This is a genomic window from Achromobacter ruhlandii (genome assembly GCF_002082135.1).
Classification (GTDB): Bacteria; Pseudomonadota; Gammaproteobacteria; order Burkholderiales; family Burkholderiaceae_B; genus Achromobacter; species Achromobacter ruhlandii.
In genome coordinates, this window is the sequence record NZ_CP017433.1 from 2,926,587 (window position 1) to 2,947,115 (window position 20,529).

The window sequence follows — 20,529 nt, forward strand, 5'->3', positions numbered from 1 at the left end:
GCCCTGTGTGCATGCCATGCGCCAACTTGGTGCCGCACGGCAATGCCACGGGGATTCTAAAAAAGTTACGGCTTGTGTAGTGCGTTTATCTTTTTCGCGTTTTCCCTGGGTTTACAGAATGGCAAAAAAGGCGATTGTTGAAACAATGCCTGGATTGTTCCAAAAAAACCCCGTTCCAGGAACGGGGTTTCGGATTGGCCTGGGCCGGTCAGAGCGTCATATGCAGCGGCAGCCACGTGGCGATGCCCGGGATCAGGTACAGCAGCAGCACCGCCAGGATCATCAGGAAGAACATCGGCAGCGAGGCGCGCGCGATGTAGGGCAATTCGCGCCCGCTCATGCCTGACAGCACGAACAGGTTGAAGCCCACCGGCGGCGTGATCTGTGCCATTTCCACAACGAAAACGATGAAGATGCCGAACCAGATCAGGTCGATGCCGGCCGCCTGCACGGTCGGCAGCAGCACGCCCATGGTCAACACCACGATGGAAATGCCGTCCAGGAAGCAGCCCAGCACGATGAAGAACACCATCAGCGCCATGATCAGCCCGAACTGCGACAGACCCAGCCCGCCGATCCATTCGGCCAGCGCCCGCGGCAGGCCGATGTAGCCCATTGCCAGCGTCAGGAACTGCGCGCCGGCCAGGATCAGCGCGATCATGCAGTACAGCCGGGTGGCGCCCAGCAGCGACTGCATGAAGGTGGAACGGTTCAGCGAGCCTTGCAGTCCCGACAGGATCAACGCCCCGACCACGCCCACCGCCGCCGCTTCGGTGGCCGTGGCCAGGCCGGTGTAGATCGAGCCCAGCACCGCGCCGATCAGCAGCATCACCGGAATCAGGTGGCGCGAACGCGACAGCTTTTGCATGAACGTCAGGCCGGGATCGGCGGCCGGCACTTCGTCCGGGTTGCGGATCGCCCACCAGGCGATGTAGCCCATGAAAAGCAGCGCCAGCAGGATGCCCGGCACGATGCCTGCGATGAACAGCTTGGCGATCGACACGTCCGCCGCCACCCCGTAGACGATCATGATGATCGACGGCGGGATCAGCAGTCCCAGCGTGCCGGCGCCCGACAGCGTGCCCAGGATCTTCGATTCGGGGTAGCCGCGGCGCGTCAGCTCGGGGATGGTCATCTTGCCGACCGTGGCGCAGGTGGCCGCCGACGAGCCAGACACCGCCGCGAAGATGGCGCAGCCGATCACGTTGGTGTGCAGCAGGCGCCCGGGCAGTCGGTTGAGCCAGGGGGCCAGGCCCTTGAACAGGTCTTCCGACAGGCGCGTGCGGAACAGGATTTCACCCATCCACAGGAACAGGGGCAGGGCGGTCAGCGTCCAGCTCGACGAGGCGCCCCAGATGGTGACGGCCATGGCATCGCCGGCGGGACGGCTGGAGAAGATCTCCATGCCGATCCAGGCGGTGCCCGCCAGCGTCAGGCCGACCCAGACGCCGCATCCCAGGAACGCGAAGATCGAGACGACCAGCAGGGTAATGACGAGAAGTTCATTCATGGGTTTGCTGCGAGGTGGCGGCGGCCAGGCCGCGTGAACGGCGAACCAGCTCATCGAGCAGGGCGACCAGGAACAGGACCGTGCCCACGGCCATGCTCAGCTGCGGAATCCACAGCGGCGTGGCGTCGTTGGACGTGGACATGTCGTTGAACTGCCAGGAATCGTAGGCCAGCTTGACGCTGAAAAAGGCGAAAGAGGCAGCCATCAGGCAGCCGATGCCCAGCGCGAAGATATCCAGGCGGCGGCTGGCGGCCGGCGACAGCGCGTTCAGGAGCAGCGTCACGCGAATGTGCTCGCCATGCTTGAAGGTGCTGGCCAGCGCCAGGAAACCCGCGGCGGCCATGAAATACCCGGCGTAGGCGTCGGTGCCGGGAATGTTCAGGCCGAGTTGTCGGGCGATGATGGCGGCCAGCACCGCCACCAGCACGCCGATCGTGCACAGGCCGGCCAGCAGGCCGGCCGCGCCGTAAAGTCCATCCAGAAAGCGGCGCATGGTCGTATCACTGCTTCCGGTAGGCGTCGATCATGGCCTGGCCGTCGGCGCCGGCCTTCTTGAGCCAGTCATCCAGCATGCGCTTGCCGATCACCGACAGGCCTTCTTTGAGCTCGACGGTCGGCTTGATGGTTTCCATGCCGTTCTTGGCCAGTTCTTCCTGGTACCACTTGTTCTTTTCCTGCGACAGCTTCCAGCCGCGTTCCTCGGCCTGCGCGCCGGCCTTTTTCAAGGCTTCCTGCGTGGCCGGATCAAGCGCGTCGAACGCCTTCTTGTTGACGATCACGGCGTTCTTGGGCAGCCAGGCCTGGGTGTCGTAGAACTTCTTGATGTACTCGTAGGTCTTGGTGTCGTAGCCGGTGGAGGCCGACGACATGTACGAGTCGATCACGCCGGTGGCCAGGGCCTGCGACAGTTCGGCCTGCTGCACCGTCACCGGCTGGGCGCCGACCAGCTCGGCGATCTTGGCCGTCACCGGGCTGTAGGCGCGCCACTTCAGGCCCTTCATGTCGCTGATCTGCTTGATGTCCTTGTTGGCGAAGATGCCCTGGGGCGGCCAGGCCACCGCGTACAGCAGCGTCATGCCTTGCGAGTTCAGCTTCTTTTCCAGGAACGGCTTCTGCGCCTGGTACAGCTTGAACGAGGCGTCGTAGCCGGTGGCCAGGAAGGGCAGGCCGTCCAGTTCGTAGATCGGATCTTCGTTGGCGAAGTTGGTCAGCAGGATCTCGCCGATCTGGGCCTGGTTGCCTTGCACCGCGCGCTTGATCTCGGGCGCCTTGTACAGCGAGGCGTTGTTGTGCAGCGTGATCTTGAGCTTGCCTTCGGACAGCGTGTCCACGTCCTTGATGAAGGTCGTCAGGTTTTCGACGTGGAAGTTGCTGGCGGGATAGGCGCTGGGCAGGTCCCACTTGGTCTGGGCCTGGGCGCCGGCGCTGAACGCCACGATGAGGCTGCCGGTCAACAGCGAGAGCTTCTTGAACATGATGGTCCTTCTTTGCGAATGAGGAGTGCGGGACGTCTTGGCCCGGTTAGGCATTGCGAAAAGAGCGCGCGGCGTGGCATGACGCCAGGCTGAAAAGCCGTGCCATTCTATGTTGCCAATTGGTCACAAAGTGCCTGTAAATGCGCGTTTACGGGTAATTCCTAGGCTGGCGCGCGCGGATTGCTTGAAGATTGAACTAGTGTGCCCACGGGCCGGACGAAGTCTTGCGGCGGGGCTTTTTTCTTCTAAGATCTCGTCATCGCAGTCGTGCCGCAGAGGATCGTGTGAATTTCGTTTTTCGTCGTGACGAGTTGCTGGTCGAGGAAGCCACCAGCGTGTTGCCGGACCTGGACGCCTGTGCGCGCGCCGGGCTTGGGGCCGATGCCTTGCAGCCGGTCTGGGCCGCGCCGGAATCGCCGGCCCGCGCCGCGCATGTCGAGCCGGGCATCGAAGCGCCGCATGGCTATGCGTTCAAGAAGCTGCGGTCCCTGTTCGGGGTGCTGGACGAGGAACGCATGGCGCTCGCGGGGCGCGCCTACCAGATCGCGGAATGGGCCCGCACCCACCGTTTCTGCGGCGCCTGCGGCACGCCCACCACGCGCGTCAGTGGCGAGTTCTGCCAGCGCTGCCCGGCCTGCGGTTTCTCGGCCTATCCGCGCATTTCGCCGGCCATGATGGCGCTGATCCGCAAGGGCGACAGCATCCTGCTGGCGCGCCACACCGCCAACGCCGCCGGGCGCTACACGGCGCTGGCCGGCTTCGTCGAACCGGGCGAGAGCATCGAACAGACGGTGCACCGCGAGGTGCTGGAAGAGGTCGGCCTGAAGGTCGGCAACCTCAAGTACTTCGGCAGCCAGTCCTGGCCGTTCCCGCATTCGCTGATGGTGGCCTACACGGCCGAGTACGTGTCCGGCGACATCCGCGTGCAGGAGGACGAGATCGCCGATGCGCGCTGGTTCGGCCCGGGCGACCCGATGCCCGAAATCGCGGCGCGCATCTCCATCGCGGGGTCGCTGATCCGCGCGAATCTACCGGCGGGCTGGGACGCGCCGTAGTCTTTTGTTGAGGGCAGGCGCCGCGGTGGGCCTCTGCCGCGAACGCCCTGGCGCGGACCGGACGGTCCTATCAGCGGGGGGCCAGGAGCTAGGGTATTCCCTCGAAACGAGGGTTTTTTTGTGTCCCTGATTTATTTTTTATTGATGAAATATAGATAAATTATTAGTATTTCGCGCAGATAAACTTGTTGCGCGGCCGTTATGACCTCCACGTTGATCGCCTCGTCGGCCCACCTGGCCGGGGGCAGCGCGCCCGATCTGTCCGAAGTCGAATTCGGCCTGATGATCGCCAGCCACGCCTTTGACCGCTGGACCGTGCGCTGCATGGCGGCGGCGGGCCTGCCTGACCTGACGCCCACCGACGTCATGGTGTTCCACCACGTGTTCCACCGCCAGCGCCCCAAGAAGCTGGCCGACATCTGCTTCACGCTCAATGTCGAAGACACGCACATCGTCAATTACGCGCTGAAAAAGCTCGACCGCCTGGGCGTGGTCAAGGGCGAGCGCGCCAGCAAGGAAGTGTTCTACAGCGTCACGCCCGAGGGCGCGGCCATCATCAAGCGCTACGGCGAAATCCGCGAACAATGCCTCACCGCCGGCCTCGACGCGCCGGGCGGGGGCGGCCTGGAATTCAGCCGCCAGCTGGCGCACACGCTGCGCGCCCTGTCCGGCCTGTACGACCAGGCCGCGCGCGCCGCGACCTCCCTGTAACCGATACGCGGGATCCTTCCCGTACCACCACCCGCACGCCGCGGCCGGCAGCGCCGTGGCGGCTTCTTGTACCCGAGGATGAATATGAAGTGGCAATTCTGGATTGATCGTGGGGGCACCTTCACCGACATCGTGGCGCGCCGCCCCGACGGCACCACCACCACCGCGAAGATGCTGTCGGAGAACCCCGAGCAGTACCGCGACGCGGCGGTGGCGGGCATCCGCAAGCTGCTGGGCATCGCGCCCGGCCAGCCGGTGCCGGCCGAGCAGGTCGAATGCGTCAAGATGGGCACCACGGTCGCCACCAACGCGCTGCTCGAACGCAAGGGCGAACGCACGCTGCTGGTCACCACCCGCGGCTTCCGCGACGGCCTGCGCATTGCCTACCAGAACCGCCCGCGCCTGTTCGACCGCAACGTGCTGCTGCCGGAAATGCTCTACGAGGCCGTGGTCGAGGCCGACGAGCGCGTCGCCGCCGATGGCGAAGTGATCCGCGACCTGGACGAAGCGGCGCTGCGCCGCGACATGCAGGCGGCGTACGACAGCGGCATCCGCACCGTCGCCATCGTCTTCATGCACGCCTGGCACGCCACCGGCCACGAGCAGCGCGCCGCCCGCATCGCGCGCGAGATCGGTTTCACCCAGGTATCGGCCTCGCACGAGGTCAGCCCGCTGATCAAGTACGTCTCGCGCGGCGATACCACGGTGGTCGATGCCTACCTGTCGCCCATCCTCAAGCGCTACGTCGACCAGGTGGCCAGCGAGCTGCCCGGCATCCGCCTGATGTTCATGCAATCGAGCGGCGGCCTGACCGACGCGCACCGCTTCCGCGGCAAGGACGCCATCCTGTCCGGCCCGGCCGGCGGCATCGTCGGCATGGTGCGCACCAGCGAACAAGCGGGTTTTGACAAGATCATCGGCTTCGACATGGGCGGCACCTCCACCGACGTGTCGCACTACGCCGGCGAATTCGAGCGCGAATTCGAGACCCTGGTGGCTGGCGTGCGCATGCGCGCGCCGATGATGAGCATCCATACGGTCGCGGCCGGCGGCGGCTCGATCCTGCATTTCGACGGCGCGCGCCTGCGCGTCGGCCCGGATTCGGCCGGCGCCAACCCCGGGCCCGCCTGCTACCGTCGCGGCGGCCCGCTGGCCGTGACCGACTGCAACGTGCTGCTCGGCAAGATCCAGCCCGATTTCTTCCCCAAGGTCTTCGGCCCCGACGCCAACGAGCCGCTGGACCGCGACGCGGTCGTGCAGCGCTTTGAGGCCATGGCCGACGAGGTCCGCGCCGCCACCGGCCGTGACATGACGCCGGAACAACTGGCCGAAGGCTTCCTGGAAATCGCCGTCGGCAACATGGCCGAAGCCATCAAGCGCATCTCGGTGCAGCGCGGCCACGACGTCACCGAATACGCGCTGACCGTGTTCGGCGGCGCCGGCGGCCAGCACGCCTGCCTGGTGGCCGACGCGCTTGGCATGACCACCGTGTTCGCGCACCCGCTGGGCGGCGTGCTGTCGGCCTACGGCATGGGCCTGGCCGACCAGACTGACATGCGCCAGAAGACCGTCGAAAAAACGCTCGACGCCGCGCTGATGGCCGAGCTGCAAGGCGAACTGGACGCGCTGGCCGAGCAGGCCGTGGGCGAACTGCGCCGCCAGCACGTGGCCGACAGCGACATCCAGGTGCAGCGCCGCCTGCACCTGAAGTACCGCGGCACCGACACCGCGCTCGAAGTGCCGTATTCGGACCTGGACCAGGCCCGCAAGGACTTCGAGGCGGCCTATCGCCAGCGCTATTCCTTCCTCATGCCCAACCGCGAACTGGTGGTGGAGACCATCTCGGTGGAAGCCACCGGCGGCGGCGAGCGCGTCACCGAGACGCCCGCTTCGCGCAGCCGCGATGGCGCGCTGGCGCCGCGCCGCGCGGTGCGCATGTACAGCGGCGGCGCCTGGCGCGACACGCCGTTGTACGTGCGTGAAGACATGGCGGGCGGCGACGTGGTGGCGGGCCCCGCCATCATCTCCGAGCCGAACCAGACCACCGTGGTCGAGCCCGGCTGGCAGGCCGAGCTGACGCAACAGGACCACTTTGTGATCCGCCGCGTCGAGGCCCGCCCCGAGCGCCGCGCCGTCGGCACCCAGGCCGACCCGGTGATGCTGGAGGTGTTCAACAACCTGTTCATGTCGATCGCCGAACAGATGGGCTACCGCCTGCAGAACACGGCGTACTCGGTCAACATCAAGGAACGCCTGGACTTCTCCTGCGCCATCTTCGACGCCCAGGCCCGCCTGATCGCCAACGCGCCGCACATGCCGGTGCACCTGGGCTCCATGGGCGAATCGGTGCGCACCGTCATGAACGCCAACGCCGGCCGCATGCAGCCGGGCGACGCCTACGTGGTCAACGACCCGTACCACGGCGGCACCCACCTGCCGGACGTCACGGTGATCACGCCGGTGTTCGACCGCAAGGGCAGCGAGATCCTGTTCTACGTCGGCTCGCGCGGCCACCACGCCGACATCGGCGGCACCACGCCGGGCTCGATGCCGCCGGATTCGAAGACGGTCGAAGACGAAGGCGTGCTGTTCACCAACTTCCAGCTGGTCAAGGGCGGCGAGTTCCGCGAACAGGCCGCGCGCGACATTCTCGGCTCCGGCCGCTGGCCGGCGCGCAATCCGGACCAGAACATCGCCGACATGCACGCGCAGATCGCCGCCAATGAAAAGGGCGTGCAGGAACTGCTGCGCATGTGCGATCACTTCGGCCTGGACGTGGTGCGGGCCTACATGGGCCACGTGCAGGACAACGCCGAAGAGGCGGTGCGCCGCGTGATCTCGGTGCTCAAGGACGGCAGCTACGAGTATCCGCTGGACAACGGCGCGGTCATCCGCGTCGCGGTGCGGGTGGACAACCAGGCGCGCAGCGCCGTGGTCGACTTCACCGGTACCTCGGACCAGCTGGACAATAACTTCAACGCCCCGGGCGCCATCGCCGTGGCCGCGGTGCTGTACGTGTTCCGCACCCTGGTCAACGACGACATCCCGCTGAACGACGGCTGCCTGGTGCCGCTGTCGATCATCCTGCCGGAAGGCTCGATGCTGCGCCCGAACCCGCCGGCCTCGGTGGTGGCGGGCAACGTCGAAACGTCCATGTGCATCGTCAACGCGCTGTATGGCGCGCTCGGCGTGCTGGCCGCCAGCCAGGGCACCATGAACAACTTCACCTTTGGCAACGCGCGTCACCAGTACTACGAGACCATCTCGGGCGGCACCGGCGCCGGTCCCGTGCGCATCGATGCCGCCGGTCCCCACGACGAAGGCTTCCCGGGCACTTCGGTGGTACAGGCGCACATGACCAACTCGCGCCTCACCGACCCCGAAGTGCTGGAGTTCCGCTTCCCGGTGCGGCTGGAGTCGTACGAGATCCGCCACGGTTCGGGCGGGGCGGGGCGCTATCCGGGCGGCAACGGCGGCGTGCGCCGCATCCGCTTCCTGGAAGACATGACCGCCGCGATCCTGTCCAACAACCGCCGCTATGCGCCGTTCGGCCTGGCCGGTGGCGAGCCGGGCGCGATGGGCCGCAACTATGTCGAAAGGCTGGACGGCACGGTCGAGGAGCTTGGTCCGCAGGACAGCGCCCAGTTACATCCGGGCGACGTGTTCGTGGTGGAAACGCCGGGAGGCGGGGGCTACGGCGCCCGCTGAGTCGGTGGGATGACGGCGGGGCGATCCGGGATGGTCATCACGGGTCGCCCCGTTTGCGTTGGCGCCTTGGGATTGGCTTCTCAGGCGAAAAGCCAATTTCGAATTGCCGCGATCGCCACAAGGATGAGAACGATCACGATCGCCACGATTTGAACCAGGTCAATCATGAAGGCGACCGTTCCCGGATCGTGCCACGGTATCGAACGCAAGTAGTTGAGTATTTTGTCGCGCATGAGACTCTCAATGAATTGAGTCTCATTCTATGCAGCGTCGCCCCATTTTCAGTTGGCGATTGATCCGAGATTTTTCGCTGGCGCGTATGGTTCGAGTCCTAATCGATGTGCGGGTGTGTCGATCAATGTGAATGCTGGGCCGTCCGCACGAGACGATTCGCGCCCCGTCACTCCGGATCGTTCATCACATCCAGCACAATGTCCGCCTTGGCCTTGCGGTCATAGACCCGCAGCGTCACCTCGCCATCGCCGATCTCGAAGATCGCGGTGGCGAGCGTGTTTTCGCCGTCCGGATCCTTGGGATCGGTGCGCAGGATCGGCAGCTGGCCGTCGGTGTCATGCAGCGCCGTCAGCAGGTCGGCGCCAATGGTGGCGGGGGACCAGGTGTCGACGATGCCCTCGATGCGGCGCTGGCGCTCGCGCGACGAGTCGGTGATGATCTGCGATTGCCCCCGGCTGGCCTGATGCACCATGTGGTTGGCGTGGCCATACCGGGTGCCGATCTCCTGCGCTGAAGCGGCGCCCGGCGTCGCCTCGACGCTGAAGATGCGGGCGTCGGCCGCCGACCCCAGCGTATGGTGAAAGCCCCCCGCGCGCGGCGCGTCGCGCAGCAGCGCCACGGCCTCGTCCAGCGTGGCGCAGTCGAGCACGGCGCGCGCCAGCAGCATGCGCGGCAGGCCGCGCTGGCGCAGGCGCGTGCGCAGGTTGTTGATGGTCTGCACCAGACCGGCGCGATTGGCCCCGAAGGTATGGCCGGGCAGGGATCCCGGGTAATAGAAGCTCAGATAGCCCGGCGCGTCGTCCAGCGCCACGTCCACCAGATGGCAGCGGCCGTACAGGAACGGATCGCCGTCCTCGTTGTGGCCAATCCAGCGGGTGCCATCGGCCGCCTTCAGCGCCACCGAGGTGCAGCCGTCGCCGCTGCCGCTGCTGTGCAGCAAGTCGCCCCGGCAATTCCACAGCAACACATCCGCCAGCGGCATTCCCAGCCCTTCGGCCAACCCCTCCAGTTCCTCCCAGATCGCCGGCAGCGCGGCGCGCGCCTGCTCGCCCAGTTCGGTCACGTAAGGATGGCCGCGCCAGGGGCGCAGCGCCTTCCAGGTGGCGCTCTGGTCCAGGTAGGTCGCCATCAGCGGGCGGGCCAGCCTGCCCAGCGCCACGCCCACCTGGCGCCGGTTGCCGGCGATGCGTACATACTTGTAGGGCATGGGGATTCTCCGGGGTGTCATGCGGATTGTAATTTTTCTAAGCTCTCTGCGGTGGGGACGGATGCGTTAACATGCGCCGTAAGTTGCTCCGGTGATCCCGGCGTGGCCCGCGCATCATGTTCCAACTGCAACCCCGGGCGCTATCAGCCCCAAGAGGAGAGTTTCATGATTAAACGTAAAGTCGCCGCCGCCTTGGTCGGCCTGTCCGTGGCCATGTTCGGCGCCGCCTCCGGCGCCTATGCCCAAGGCAAGGAATTGGTGGTGGCCACCGACACGGCGTTCGTGCCGTTCGAGTTCAAGCAGGGCAACACCTACACCGGCTTCGACGTCGACCTGTGGGCCGCCATCGCCAAGGAACTGAACGTCAAGTACAAGCTGCAGCCGATGGACTTCAACGGCATCATCCCGGGCCTGCAGACCAAGAACATCGACGTGGCGCTGGCCGGCATCACCATTCGCGATGACCGCAAGAAGGTGATCGACTTCTCCGATCCCTACTACGAAAGCGGCCTGGCCATTCTGGTGGGCGAAAAGAACACCGATATCAAGGACGCCAAGTCGCTGGCCGGCAAGACCGTCGCGGTCAAGACCGGCACGGCCACCGTGGACTTCCTGAAGGCCCAGGTGCCGGACGCCAAGCTCAAGCTGTTCCCCAACATCGACAACGCCTACCTGGAACTGGCCACCGGCCGGGTCGACGCCGCCGTGCACGACACGCCCAACGTCCAGTACTACGCCAACACGGCCGGCAAGGGCCGCGTCAAGGTGGTCGGCTCGGTCAAGAGCGGCGACTTCTACGGCATCGCCTTCCCCAAGGGCAGCGAACTGGTGCCGCAGGTCAACAAGGCCCTGGCCACGCTCAAGTCCAACGGCCAGTACGACGCCATCTACGAAAAGTGGTTCGGCAAGAAGCCCTGAGCCTTCCCGCCGGATTGATGTTGCATTTCGGGGCCGCCCGGCAGTCTGGGGCCCCGGCGCTTCGCTCCGGCGACGCCGGGCCCGGGACGGGGCGGCCCCGAGCCGCTTGCGGCGCCGGGCATTCCCGCCAGGATGCGGCGCGCGAGGCGCGCCATTGAGGGGTAATTCGTGGATTTTGACTGGAATGTAGTGATGGATGCGCTGCCCAACCTGTGGGTGGGCACGCAGATGACCATCAAGATCACCTTTTGGGGCCTGTTCGGCGGGTTCCTGCTGGGCGCGCTCTCCGGGGTGACCCGGGCCTACGGGCATCCGATCCTGTCGGGCATCGCCCAGGTGTACGTCGCGGTGATCCGCGGCACGCCGATCGTGGTGCAGGTGATGTTCATTTATTTCGCCTTGCCGCTGCTGGCGAACATCCGGGTGGACGCCGAGTGGGCCGCCATCGTCACGCTCATCATCAACTCGGGCGCCTATATCTCCGAGATCGTGCGCGGCTCGCTGCTGTCCGTGCACAAGGGCCTGAAGGAAGCCGGGCAGGCGATGGGCCTGCCGTTTCACAAGATCCTGTTCCACATCATCGGGCCGGTGGCGTTCCGCCGCATGATTCCGCCGCTGGGCAACCAGTGCATCATCAGCCTGAAGGATTCGTCGCTGTTCATCGTGATCGGCGTTGCGGAACTGACCCGCCAGGGCCAGGAGATCATGGCCAGCAACTTCCGCGCGGTCGAGATCTGGTCGGCCATCGCCATCGTCTACCTGATCCTGACGGGCACGATGGCGCTGATCCTGCACCTGGTGGAAAAGAGGATGCGCATACTATGAGCATGGTTGAATTTCATGACGTCACCAAGACGTTCGGCGAGTCCACGGTCCTGAACGGTATCTCGCTCAATATCGACGCGGGCGAAGTGGTTGTGGTGGTTGGGCCGTCCGGTTCCGGCAAGTCCACCTTCCTGCGCTGCATCAACGTGCTCGAAACGATCAACGGCGGCGACCTGCTGGTCGACGGCCTGAGCGTGCATGGCGGCGCCGCCCAGGTGCGCGAGATCCGCCGCGAGGCCGGCATGGTGTTCCAGCAGTTCAATCTGTTCCCGCAGATGACCGCGCTGCAGAATGTCATGTTCGGGCCGATCCACACGCGCGGCCAGGGCCGCGACGAGGCGCGCGAACTGGCCGAGCAGCTGCTGCGCAAGGTCGGGCTGGGCGAGCGCATGAACCACTATCCGTCCGAGCTGTCCGGCGGCCAGCAGCAGCGCGTGGCGATCGCCCGCGCGCTGGCCATCAAGCCCAAGCTGATGCTGTTCGACGAGCCGACCTCGGCGCTCGACCCGGAACTGCGCCACGAGGTGCTGAAGGTGATGCGCGACCTGGCCGAGGAGGGCATGACCATGGTGGTGGTCACGCACGAAATGGAGTTCGCGCGCAAGGTCGGCAGCCGCCTGATCTTCATCGACGCCGGCAAGATCGCCCATGACGGGCCGCCGGCCGAGCTGCTGGACAATCCGCCCAGCCAGCGCCTGAAGGACTTCCTGCAACACGTGGCCTGAGCACGGATCGCTCCACGCTTCAAAGGCCGCAATGAGAGCGCCCCCAAGCGGGATGTCACGGATCCGGCTCCGCCGGTCCGTAGACATGCCCCCTTGAGGAGGAAGCGCGCAGCGCTTCGGGGGTGGGCTTCCTCCTCCCCCTCAGCCCTTCACGCGCACGATCTTCTGCACTTGCGGCACGTGGCGGATGGCGCGGATCACCTGCGCCAGGTGCTTGCGGCTGTCGACCTGGATGGTCAGGTGCAGCGACACCGTCGAGACCGCGTCATCGTGCATCGTCACATGCATGATGTTGGCGTCGGCCGCCGTGACTTCCGCGGCCAGCCGGCCCAGCACGCCGCGCTCGTTGCGGGTGACGATGTCCAGGCGCGTGGCCAGGTGCTTGGCGGTGTGGGCGTCCCACGCGACGTTGATCCAGCGTTCCGGTTCGCGCAGGCGCTGGCGCATGGCCACCGGGCAGTCGGCGGTATGCACCACCAGGCCGTGGCCCATGCGCATGCCGGCGATGATCGGGTCGCCGGGCAGCGGGCCGCAGCACGGCGCCAGCTGCACCGCCTGGCCTTCGTTGCCCTGGATCAGGATCGGGGCGCTGCGGGCCGAGGTCAGCTCGTCCACCGCGGCGGCGGTGGTGGCCACCAGTTGGTGCTCCGGCGCGAAGCGGCGCGCCACCACGGCCGCCAGGCGCTTGCCCAGGCCAATGTCGGCCAGGATTTCCTCGCGCGAGCTGGCGCCGGTGCTGCGCGCCAGCTTCTGCCAGGCCGGATCGTCGGTAGCGGGCAGCGGCATGTGCAGCTCCTGCAGGGCCTGGCCCAGCAGGCGTTCGCCGAAGGCGACCGATTCCTCGTACTTGACGGTGCGCAGGTAGTGGCGGATTTCCGAGCGGGCGCGGCCGGTGCGCACGTAGTTGAGCCATTGCGCGTTCGGGCGCGAGGCGGGCGAGGTGACGATCTCCACCGTGTCGCCGCTGTTCAGCTCCGTGCGCAGCGGCACGAACTCGCCGTTGACCTTGGCGGCCACCGCCTGGTTGCCGATGTCGGTATGGATGGCGTAGGCGAAGTCCACCGGCGTCGCGCCACGCGGCAGCGAGATGATCTTGCCGCGCGGGGTGAAAACGTAAACGGCGTCCGGGAACAGGTCGACCTTGACGTGTTCGAGGAATTCGCCCGAATCGCCGGTCTGGCTCTGGATGTCCAGCAGCGATTGCAGCCACTGGTGGGTGCGTTTCTGCAGGTCGTTGAGCGTCAGGTCGGCGCCCTTGTAGAGCCAGTGCGAGGCCACGCCTTCCTCGGCCACGTGATGCATGTCGCGGGTGCGGAACTGGAATTCCACCGGCGTGCCGTAGGGGCCCACCAGCGTCGTGTGCAGCGACTGGTAGCCGTTGACCTTGGGGATCGCGATGTAGTCCTTGAACTTGCCGGGCACCGGCCGGTACAACTGGTGCAGCGTGCCCAGCGCCAGGTAGCACTCGGGCAGCGTGTGGACGATGACGCGGAAACCGTAGATGTCCAGCACGTCCGAGAACGACTTCTTCTGGTCGACCATCTTGCGGTAGATGCCGAACAGCGTCTTCTCGCGGCCGGTGACCTCGGCCTCGATGCCGGCGGCCGGCAGGGCGGCGCGCACCGAGTCGGCGATCTTGCCGATCACCTCGCGGCGGTTGCCGCGCGCGGCCAGCACGGCCTTGTACAGCACCTGGTAGCGGTTCGGGTACATGGCCGCGAAGCACAGGTCCTGCAGTTCGCGGAACAGCAGGTTCAGACCCAGCCGGTGAGCGATGGGCGCGTAGATGTCCAGCGTTTCGCGGGCGATGCGGCGGCGCTTTTCAGGGTTGACCGCGTCCAGCGTGCGCATGTTGTGCAGGCGGTCGGCCAGCTTGATGAGGATGACGCGCACGTCGCGCGCCATCGCCAGCAGCATCTTGCGGAAACTCTCGGCCTGCTGCTCGGCCTTGGTGGCGAAGTCCAGGCGGTCCAGCTTGGACAGGCCATCGACCAGCTCGGCGACTTCAGGGCCGAATTTCTCGGCCAGCTCGTGCTTGGCGATGCCCTGGTCTTCCATCACGTCGTGCAGCAGGGCGGCGGACAACGCGTTCGCGTCGAGCTTCCAGCCCGCGCAGATTTCCGTGACGGCGATGGGGTGCGAGATGTAGGGCGAACCGCTGGCGCGGAACTGGCCCAGGTGCGCCTGATCGGCGAAGCGGTAGGCTTCGCGCACGCGCTCCACATCTTTCTTGTCGAGATAGCTGCCGATGATTTCGGTCAGCGGCGCCAGCGAGGCGACCGGCGAGGCGGTCGCGTCCGCCGCCTCTTGGGCGGCGACAGAGGCTGGCGTGGGGGAGTTCTTGTCTTTCTTGCCCGTGCGGCGCCCGAGACGGGAGCCGGCACGTAGCGCGGCAAGCAGACCTGATGAAGCGTACTTCAGCCCGGGAAAAGCCATGCTTGCCGCCCCCCGGAAAATATCAGGTGGGAACTTTACGCAGCATTTCCGCGCCGGTGAGGCCGCCCGCGATTTCGCGCAGGGCCGTGACGGTGGGCTTGTCTTTGCTGTCCAGGCGCGGGGCATGGCCTTGCGCCAGCTCGCGAGCGCGGTAGGTCGCGGCCAGCGTGAGCTTGAAACGGTTGGGGATCTGATTCAGACAGTCTTCGACGGTAATGCGAGCCATTAGGACACCTGGTGCTGATGGTGGAAAGGGAGAATGCGGATTCGTTTCAGTGTGCCGCCGGGATGCCGAGTTGCGCGAACAAGTCAGCGTGCCGGGCGGCCTGAGACGAAAAACGCAGCCGCGCGGCGCTGACGATTTGAGTCAGTTCCGACAAGGCTACGCTAAATTCTTGATTAATAATAACATATTCGCATTCCGGCGCGTGCGCGATTTCGCCGCCAGCGGCCATCAGCCGGCGCGCGATCACCTGCGGCGCATCCTGGCCGCGCGCCTTCAGCCGGCTTTCGAGTTCCTCGATGGACGGCGGCAGCACGAAAATGCCAATCGCGGCGGGGAAGCGCTGGCGCACCTGGCGCGCGCCCTGCCAGTCGATCTCCAGCAGCACGTCGCGGCCTTCGCGGGTGGCTTCGTCGATGCGGTCGCGCGGCGTGCCATAGAAATTGCCGTGCACCTCGGCCCATTCCAGCAGGCGCTGCTCGTCGCGCATCTGCTTGAATTCGTCGGTGCCGATGAATCGGTATTCGCGGCCGTCTTCTTCGCCGGGACGCGGCGCGCGCGTGGTGCACGAGACGGACAGGAGGATGGACGGGTCTTGCTGCAGCAAGGCCTTGACCAGGCTGGATTTGCCGGCCCCGCTGGGGGCGACGACCATGAAGACATTGCCGGAATTGGCGTGCATGAAATATGACGAGCGTGTGATGCCGAGACCCGAAGGATAGCAAATCGCGCGGCGCGGCAGGGGGAAAACCCCGCCGCATTGTCGCGCCGCGCCATGCCGCCACCTGGACGGGGTGGTGGCGATCGAGGCGGGCCGACGCCGCGCGCGGCCGCGTCAGCGCGCCGCCTGCGCCAGCTTGCCGCCGGGGGCGGGCGAATCGCTGCCGAGCAGGTGCCCGTTGACCTCGATGCCGTACAGCGAATCCTCGGAGTCGTGATACTTGGCGCGGGTCTTGGCCACCGACTCGGTATAGCGCGGATCCTGCGGCCGCTCGTGCGCGTTCATGAAATACGCCACGTCCCAGGCCTCCTGGTCGCTCAGCATGCCAGCCTGGCCCAGCGGCATGTTGGCCTTGATGAAGCCGGCGGCATTGCCGATCTGGTGCATGCCGGCGCCCCAGTTGAACGAATCCGGCCCCCACAGCGCGGGAAAGACCCAGTGGTCGCCGTTCTTCTGTCCCTTGCCTTCGGCGCCGTGGCAGACGGCGCAGTACTGCGCGTAGACCTCGCTGCCGCGCACGTAGTCGGCCTTCTGGGCCGGCTTGGGCAGCTTGAGGTAGCCCTGGCCCTTGAGCGGCACGCCGGTGGGCGCTTTGCTGGCCAGCCAGAACATATAGGTTTGCAGGGCCGTCAGCACCGGGTCGTCGGCCGCCGGCGGCTTGCCGTTCATGCTGAAGCGGAAACAGCCTTGCAGGCGTTCGGCCAGCGTGTTGACGTGCCCGTTCTTCGCGCGGTAGGCCGGATACAGCACGTAGGCCGCCCACATCGGCGCGGAATCGGGGCGGCGGCCGGCGTCCAGGTGGCAACTGGCGCAGTTCAGGTCATTGCCGACGAACTTGCTGGCATTCTGCGGCGTGTGCAGGAAGATCTGCTCGCCCTGGCGAACGATCTTGCCGAATTCCGTGTCGGGCAGCGAGGCGGCGCTGGGCGGCGTGAATTCGGGACGCGTGTCGGCGGCGAAGGCCGCCGTGGCCGACAGCAGCGCGCCGGTTCCGGCGACGGCGAGCAGGAGACGGGCGATTGGGTGGCGGATCGGATTCATTGCTTGGCTCCCGGGGCGGCGTTGGCTTGCGCGGCAAGCAGGTCGGCGGCCTTGGGCAGGCCCGCGTAGTAGGCGGACACGGCGTCGATCTCGGCGTCGGTCAGACGGGTGGCCACGGCCGGCATCAGGCCGAGCGGGCCGGGCGGACGCTGGCCCTGGCGCCAGGCGCGCAACTGGCCGGCGATGTAGGCCGCGGGCTGACCCGCCAGGCTGGGGAAATTGGCGCCCACGCCGATGCCGCCGGGGCCGTGGCATTGGTTACAGGCCGGGACGTTCTTGTCCCACGCGCCACGCGTGGCCAGCCAGGCGCCGGTATCGTCGGGCTTGACCGGATGCAGGGCCGTGGCCGCCAGCCGGTCGACGTTCAACGGCGCCGGCAGGCCGGCGTAATAGGCGGCGACCGCCTGGCGCTGCGCCGGGTCCAGCGCCTTGGCGGTGGCGGCCATCACCGGGCTCACGCGCGAGCCGTTGGCCATGGCGTCGAGCTGCTCGGCCAGGTAGGCGGCGCCCATGCCCGCCAGATGGGGAAAGCCGGCGGCGGGATTGCCTTCGCCATTGGCGCCGTGACAGGTCACACAGGCCGGCGCGCCGTTGGCGCCCTGGGTGCTGATCTGGCGCCCGTCGGCGGCGGCCTGCGCGGGACCGGACAATGCGCCGAGCGCGCCGGCCCCCAAGGCCAGCGCGCCCGCCCAGCGAATGGCGGAATAGGGCAGTGATGCCATGGTCGAACTCCGAAGATTATTGGAATTTTGGTAATAAGTTAATTTCCCAAAATTATATGGAAATTTGTGACAGGTCAAAGCTCGATCCCTTGATTTGCCCGCGCTCAATTCGCAACAGGGCGACCGGGCAACGCGACGGCGCGTCATCCGCCCGCCGGCCCGGGCGCCGGTTTCTCCTCCGTCCGGCCGAGAGCCGCGTGTCGCGAATGGAACGTTCGCTTGCACCATCGCCAGAATGATTCGGGTAGCATTTCGCCGACAGATAACAAGGAGCATCCGATGCACACGAACGAGATCGACCCTCCCCGCGTTGCGCTGGTCACCGGCGCTGGCACCGGCATTGGCCGCGCGGTGGCGCTGGAATTCCTGGCGCAAGGCTATCGCGTGGTGCTGGCCGGCCGCCGGCGCGAGCCGCTCGAGGCCACGCGCACGGCGGCGGGCGAGGACGGTGTGCGGGCGCTGGTGGTGCCCACCGACGTGTCGAACGAACAGGCGGTGCGCGAACTGTTCGACACCACCCAGCGCGAATATGGCCGTCTGGATGTGCTGTTCAACAATGCCGGGCGCGGCGCGCCGGCCATGCCGATCGAGGAACTGCCGGTGGCGGTCTGGCGCGAGGTGGTCGATACCAACCTGACCGGCATGTTCCTGTGCGCGCAGGCCGCCATACGGGTCATGAAGGCGCAGACGCCGCAGGGCGGGCGCATCATCAACAACGGTTCGATTTCGGCGCATGCGCCGCGGCCGTTCTCGATTGCCTACACCGCCACCAAGCACGCGGTGACCGGCCTGACCAAATCGATTTCGCTGGACTGCCGGCCCTACCACATCGCCTGCGGCCAGATCGACATCGGCAACGCCGCCACCGACATGACCGAACGCATGGCCGCCGGCATCCTGCAGGCCGATGGCAGCACCAAGGTGGAGCCGCGCATGGACGTCGCCCACGTCGCGCAGGCCGTCGCCGCCATGGCGCGCCTGCCGCTGGAGGCCAACGTGCAGTTCATGACGATCATGGCGACCAACATGCCGTTCGTCGGCCGCGGCTGACCGGGGCTTCGCCATCAACAAAAAAGCGCCTTCGGGCGCTTTTTTGTTGAGGGTCGCTTTCTTTTGCCGTGCCCGAAGCCTGAGGCGCGGCAGCCGTTTACCGCCGATAGGTTAGGTGATCCGAGATCGCTAGTGACGGCTAACGCCTGGTCTGACAAACCAGCTCGCCGTATCCCCATAACCGCCTTACCGCCATCCAATCCCGAAGCACACCTGCGCACGGAGACATAGGGAGGGAGGATGGTCGGTTGGTTGTGGCAGCACGCGTGGATCTCGTTCAGCCTGCTGCTGTTCATGGTGTCGGCGTCCGCACAGACGCAGGCTGGCGCCGCGCAGGAACTGCTGCGTCAGCAGGAGCGCGAAAGGATATTGCGCAAACAGCAGGAAGCCGCGCCGAATGTACGGGCGCGGTCGCCGCACGCGCCGTCGCCGGACCTGTTGCCTCGGGACGAGACGCCATGCTTGCCGATTGGCCGTATCCGTCTTGATGGCGAAGACGCGCAGCGCTTTCTCTGGGCCTTGCGCGCCGCCGACCCCGAGAACGACGCCGCCACGGGGCGCTGTCTTGGCGCTGGGGGCATCAGCGTGGTCATGGCGCGCGTGCAGAACGCCGTCGTTGCGAGGGGTTTCGTCACCACTCGCATCCTTGCCGCGCCCCAGGATCTGACGAGCGGCACGCTGACGCTTACCGTCGTGCCCGGCCGCATCCACGCCATTTTTTTCGCGCCCGGTACTTCGCGCGCGGCCACCGCCTGGAATGCCGTGCCGGTCGGGCGTGGCGACCTGCTCAATCTGCGCGATATCGAACAGGCGCTGGAGAACTTCAAGCGCGTGCCGACGGTGGAGGCTGACATCCAGATCGTCCCCGCCGATGGCGAAGATGCCCGTCCCGGCCAAAGCGACCTGGTCATCGCCTGGCGGCAGCGCTCCCCCCCGATCCGCGTGTCCGCGTCCCTGGATGACGCCGGCAGCAAGGCGACCGGCAAGCGCCAGGGTGCGTTGACCGTCTCCCTTGACGGCCTCCTCATGCTGAACGACCTGTTCTACGTCAACCTCAGCCATGACGTGTTCAACGGCAACCGCAAGGGCACCAGGGGCTACACCGCGCACTACAGCTTGCCCCATGGCTATTGGTCGCTCAGCGCCACGGCCAGCGGCTACGGGTATCGCCAGGCGGTCGCCGGCTATAGCCAGAACTATGTCTACAGCGGCGCCAGTCATAACGCCGAGCTGCGCCTGTCGCGGCTTGTCCATCGCGATGCCACGCGCAAGACCGCCGTCTACGGTCGCGGCTGGCTGCGCCGGTCAAGCAACTTCATCGACGATACGGAAATCGAGGTCCAGCGCCGCCGCGCCGGCGGCTGGGAGCTGGGCCTGACGCACCGGGAATACCTGGGTGAAAGCACGCTCGATGCGAGTCTGGCCTACCGGCGCGGCACCGGTGCTTTCAACGCGATGGCCGCGCCCGAGGAAGACTTCGGCGAAGGCACTTCGCGGATGAAGGTCATCACCGCCGACGCCCAGCTCATGGTTCCCCTGTCGCTCGGGTCGCAACGCGCCCGCTACATCGGCAGCTGGCGGGCGCAATGGGACCGCACGCCGTTGGTGCCCCAGGATCGCTTCTCGATCGGCGGGCGCTACAGCGTGCGCGGCTTCGACGGTGAGCTGAACCTGATGGGCGAGCGCGGCTGGGTCTGGCGCAACGAATTCGGTCTGCTGCTTGGCGCCAGCCAGGAACTCTATTTCGGCGCCGACTACGGCCACGTCGGCGGCCCGTCAACGCGCTGGCTGCGGGGCCGCAACCTGGCCGGCTCGGTCATTGGCCTGCGCGGCGGCGCCAAGGGATTCCATTGGGACCTCTTCGCCGGCACGCCGCTCTCCAGGCCCAAGGGCTTCAAGACCGACGCGCTCACCGTCGGCTTCAGCCTTGGCTGGTCCTGCTGAATCCGCGCAGGCAAGGGCAGTGAT

Annotated in this window: 18 protein-coding genes; 8 read left to right on the forward strand and 10 right to left on the reverse strand. The window is 66.5% G+C overall.

Features of this window, described 5'->3' with window-relative positions:
- Positions 1 to 208: 208 nt before the first annotated feature.
- The 3 genes from AruCF_RS13220 to AruCF_RS13230 are packed head-to-tail and all read right to left on the reverse strand — an operon-like array spanning position 209 to position 2,985.
- Positions 209 to 1,510 carry a TRAP transporter large permease gene (locus tag AruCF_RS13220; protein WP_049073495.1) on the reverse strand — a complete coding sequence of 434 codons (1,302 nt, stop codon included), beginning with the start codon at positions 1,508 to 1,510 and terminating at the stop codon, positions 209 to 211.
- Positions 1,503 to 2,003 carry a TRAP transporter small permease gene (locus AruCF_RS13225; RefSeq protein ID WP_049073496.1) on the reverse strand — a complete coding sequence of 167 codons (501 nt, stop codon included), beginning with the start codon at positions 2,001 to 2,003 and terminating at the stop codon, positions 1,503 to 1,505. Before AruCF_RS13225 ends, AruCF_RS13220 begins: the two co-directional genes overlap by 8 nt.
- Positions 2,004 to 2,010: 7 nt before the next feature.
- Complete coding sequence (locus AruCF_RS13230) at positions 2,011 to 2,985, reverse strand: TRAP transporter substrate-binding protein (protein ID WP_049073497.1); 975 nt, start codon at positions 2,983 to 2,985, stop codon at positions 2,011 to 2,013.
- A gap of 284 nt (positions 2,986 to 3,269) precedes the next feature.
- Between AruCF_RS13230 and nudC the strand changes: the two genes are divergently transcribed.
- The 3 genes from nudC (at position 3,270) to AruCF_RS13245 (ending at position 8,459) form a co-directional block, all read left to right on the forward strand.
- The gene (gene nudC, locus AruCF_RS13235; protein ID WP_049073498.1) at positions 3,270 to 4,040 is read left to right on the forward strand and encodes an NAD(+) diphosphatase; all 771 of its coding nucleotides are present in this window, start codon (positions 3,270 to 3,272) and stop codon (positions 4,038 to 4,040) included.
- 201 nt (positions 4,041 to 4,241) lie between these two features.
- Positions 4,242 to 4,751 carry a winged helix DNA-binding protein gene (locus tag AruCF_RS13240; protein WP_006388202.1) on the forward strand — a complete coding sequence of 170 codons (510 nt, stop codon included), beginning with the start codon at positions 4,242 to 4,244 and terminating at the stop codon, positions 4,749 to 4,751.
- 84 nt (positions 4,752 to 4,835) lie between these two features.
- Complete coding sequence (locus AruCF_RS13245) at positions 4,836 to 8,459, forward strand: hydantoinase B/oxoprolinase family protein (RefSeq protein ID WP_049073499.1); 3,624 nt, start codon at positions 4,836 to 4,838, stop codon at positions 8,457 to 8,459.
- Positions 8,460 to 8,539: 80 nt separating this feature from the next.
- Here the strand turns inward: AruCF_RS13245 and AruCF_RS29150 are convergent, their stop codons facing one another.
- Positions 8,540 to 8,692 (reverse strand): hypothetical protein, encoded by a 153-nt coding sequence (locus AruCF_RS29150; protein WP_155755457.1) that lies wholly within the window; start codon positions 8,690 to 8,692, stop codon positions 8,540 to 8,542.
- Positions 8,693 to 8,859: 167 nt separating this feature from the next.
- Positions 8,860 to 9,900, reverse strand: a complete 1,041-nt coding sequence (locus AruCF_RS13250) for a C45 family autoproteolytic acyltransferase/hydrolase (protein ID WP_049073500.1) — start codon at positions 9,898 to 9,900, stop codon at positions 8,860 to 8,862.
- Between the two features lie 165 nt (positions 9,901 to 10,065).
- Here AruCF_RS13250 and glnH point away from each other — a divergent pair, with 165 nt between their 5' ends.
- From glnH to glnQ, 3 genes are all read left to right on the forward strand, one after another.
- Positions 10,066 to 10,818, forward strand: coding sequence for a glutamine ABC transporter substrate-binding protein GlnH (gene glnH, locus AruCF_RS13255; RefSeq protein WP_020927507.1), 753 nt, complete (start codon positions 10,066 to 10,068; stop codon positions 10,816 to 10,818).
- 168 nt (positions 10,819 to 10,986) lie between these two features.
- A complete protein-coding gene (gene glnP / locus AruCF_RS13260; RefSeq protein WP_035360348.1) occupies positions 10,987 to 11,643 on the forward strand; it encodes a glutamine ABC transporter permease GlnP in 657 nt (218 codons plus the stop codon).
- Positions 11,640 to 12,368: a glutamine ABC transporter ATP-binding protein GlnQ gene (glnQ, locus tag AruCF_RS13265; RefSeq protein ID WP_049073501.1), complete on the forward strand. Its 729-nt coding sequence runs from the start codon at positions 11,640 to 11,642 to the stop codon at positions 12,366 to 12,368. Before glnP ends, glnQ begins: the two co-directional genes overlap by 4 nt.
- Before the next feature lie 141 nt (positions 12,369 to 12,509).
- Here the strand turns inward: glnQ and AruCF_RS13270 are convergent, their stop codons facing one another.
- The 5 genes from AruCF_RS13270 to AruCF_RS13290 form a co-directional block, all read right to left on the reverse strand.
- Positions 12,510 to 14,804, reverse strand: coding sequence for a RelA/SpoT family protein (locus AruCF_RS13270; protein WP_006394759.1), 2,295 nt, complete (start codon positions 14,802 to 14,804; stop codon positions 12,510 to 12,512).
- 22 nt (positions 14,805 to 14,826) lie between these two features.
- Positions 14,827 to 15,030 (reverse strand): DNA-directed RNA polymerase subunit omega, encoded by a 204-nt coding sequence (gene rpoZ / locus AruCF_RS13275; protein ID WP_006394760.1) that lies wholly within the window; start codon positions 15,028 to 15,030, stop codon positions 14,827 to 14,829.
- A 46-nt stretch (positions 15,031 to 15,076) separates the two neighbouring features.
- Entirely contained in the window at positions 15,077 to 15,709 is a 633-nt protein-coding gene (gmk, locus tag AruCF_RS13280) for a guanylate kinase (RefSeq protein WP_080977408.1), read from the reverse strand.
- Between the two features lie 153 nt (positions 15,710 to 15,862).
- Entirely contained in the window at positions 15,863 to 16,789 is a 927-nt protein-coding gene (locus AruCF_RS13285) for a c-type cytochrome (RefSeq protein WP_049073502.1), read from the reverse strand.
- On the reverse strand, positions 16,786 to 17,511 hold the full coding sequence (locus AruCF_RS13290) for a c-type cytochrome (protein WP_049073503.1): 726 nt from the start codon (positions 17,509 to 17,511) through the stop codon (positions 16,786 to 16,788). Before AruCF_RS13290 ends, AruCF_RS13285 begins: the two co-directional genes overlap by 4 nt.
- A gap of 279 nt (positions 17,512 to 17,790) precedes the next feature.
- On the opposite strand from AruCF_RS13290, the gene AruCF_RS13295 reads away from it, so the two are divergent.
- Positions 17,791 to 18,561 (forward strand): SDR family oxidoreductase, encoded by a 771-nt coding sequence (locus tag AruCF_RS13295; RefSeq protein WP_049073504.1) that lies wholly within the window; start codon positions 17,791 to 17,793, stop codon positions 18,559 to 18,561.
- Between the two features lie 294 nt (positions 18,562 to 18,855).
- Positions 18,856 to 20,505 (forward strand): ShlB/FhaC/HecB family hemolysin secretion/activation protein, encoded by a 1,650-nt coding sequence (locus AruCF_RS13300; protein WP_049077754.1) that lies wholly within the window; start codon positions 18,856 to 18,858, stop codon positions 20,503 to 20,505.
- Positions 20,506 to 20,529 lie beyond the last annotated feature (24 nt).

Bases quoted from the DNA above. Each gene is read 5' to 3' on its own strand.
- AruCF_RS13220 (WP_049073495.1), bottom strand. From the start codon at position 1,510: ATGAATGAACTTCTCGTCATTACCCTGCTGGTCGTCTCGATCTTCGCG.
- AruCF_RS13225 (WP_049073496.1), bottom strand. From the start codon at position 2,003: ATGCGCCGCTTTCTGGATGGACTTTACGGCGCGGCCGGCCTGCTGGCC.
- AruCF_RS13230 (WP_049073497.1), bottom strand. From the start codon at position 2,985: ATGTTCAAGAAGCTCTCGCTGTTGACCGGCAGCCTCATCGTGGCGTTC.
- AruCF_RS13240 (WP_006388202.1), top strand. From the start codon at position 4,242: ATGACCTCCACGTTGATCGCCTCGTCGGCCCACCTGGCCGGGGGCAGC.
- AruCF_RS13245 (WP_049073499.1), top strand. From the start codon at position 4,836: ATGAAGTGGCAATTCTGGATTGATCGTGGGGGCACCTTCACCGACATC.
- AruCF_RS29150 (WP_155755457.1), bottom strand. From the start codon at position 8,692: ATGCGCGACAAAATACTCAACTACTTGCGTTCGATACCGTGGCACGAT.
- AruCF_RS13250 (WP_049073500.1), bottom strand. From the start codon at position 9,900: ATGCCCTACAAGTATGTACGCATCGCCGGCAACCGGCGCCAGGTGGGC.
- glnH (WP_020927507.1), top strand. From the start codon at position 10,066: ATGATTAAACGTAAAGTCGCCGCCGCCTTGGTCGGCCTGTCCGTGGCC.
- glnQ (WP_049073501.1), top strand. From the start codon at position 11,640: ATGAGCATGGTTGAATTTCATGACGTCACCAAGACGTTCGGCGAGTCC.
- AruCF_RS13270 (WP_006394759.1), bottom strand. From the start codon at position 14,804: ATGGCTTTTCCCGGGCTGAAGTACGCTTCATCAGGTCTGCTTGCCGCG.
- rpoZ (WP_006394760.1), bottom strand. From the start codon at position 15,030: ATGGCTCGCATTACCGTCGAAGACTGTCTGAATCAGATCCCCAACCGT.
- gmk (WP_080977408.1), bottom strand. From the start codon at position 15,709: ATGCACGCCAATTCCGGCAATGTCTTCATGGTCGTCGCCCCCAGCGGG.
- AruCF_RS13285 (WP_049073502.1), bottom strand. From the start codon at position 16,789: ATGAATCCGATCCGCCACCCAATCGCCCGTCTCCTGCTCGCCGTCGCC.
- AruCF_RS13290 (WP_049073503.1), bottom strand. From the start codon at position 17,511: ATGGCATCACTGCCCTATTCCGCCATTCGCTGGGCGGGCGCGCTGGCC.
- AruCF_RS13295 (WP_049073504.1), top strand. From the start codon at position 17,791: ATGCACACGAACGAGATCGACCCTCCCCGCGTTGCGCTGGTCACCGGC.
- AruCF_RS13300 (WP_049077754.1), top strand. From the start codon at position 18,856: ATGGTGTCGGCGTCCGCACAGACGCAGGCTGGCGCCGCGCAGGAACTG.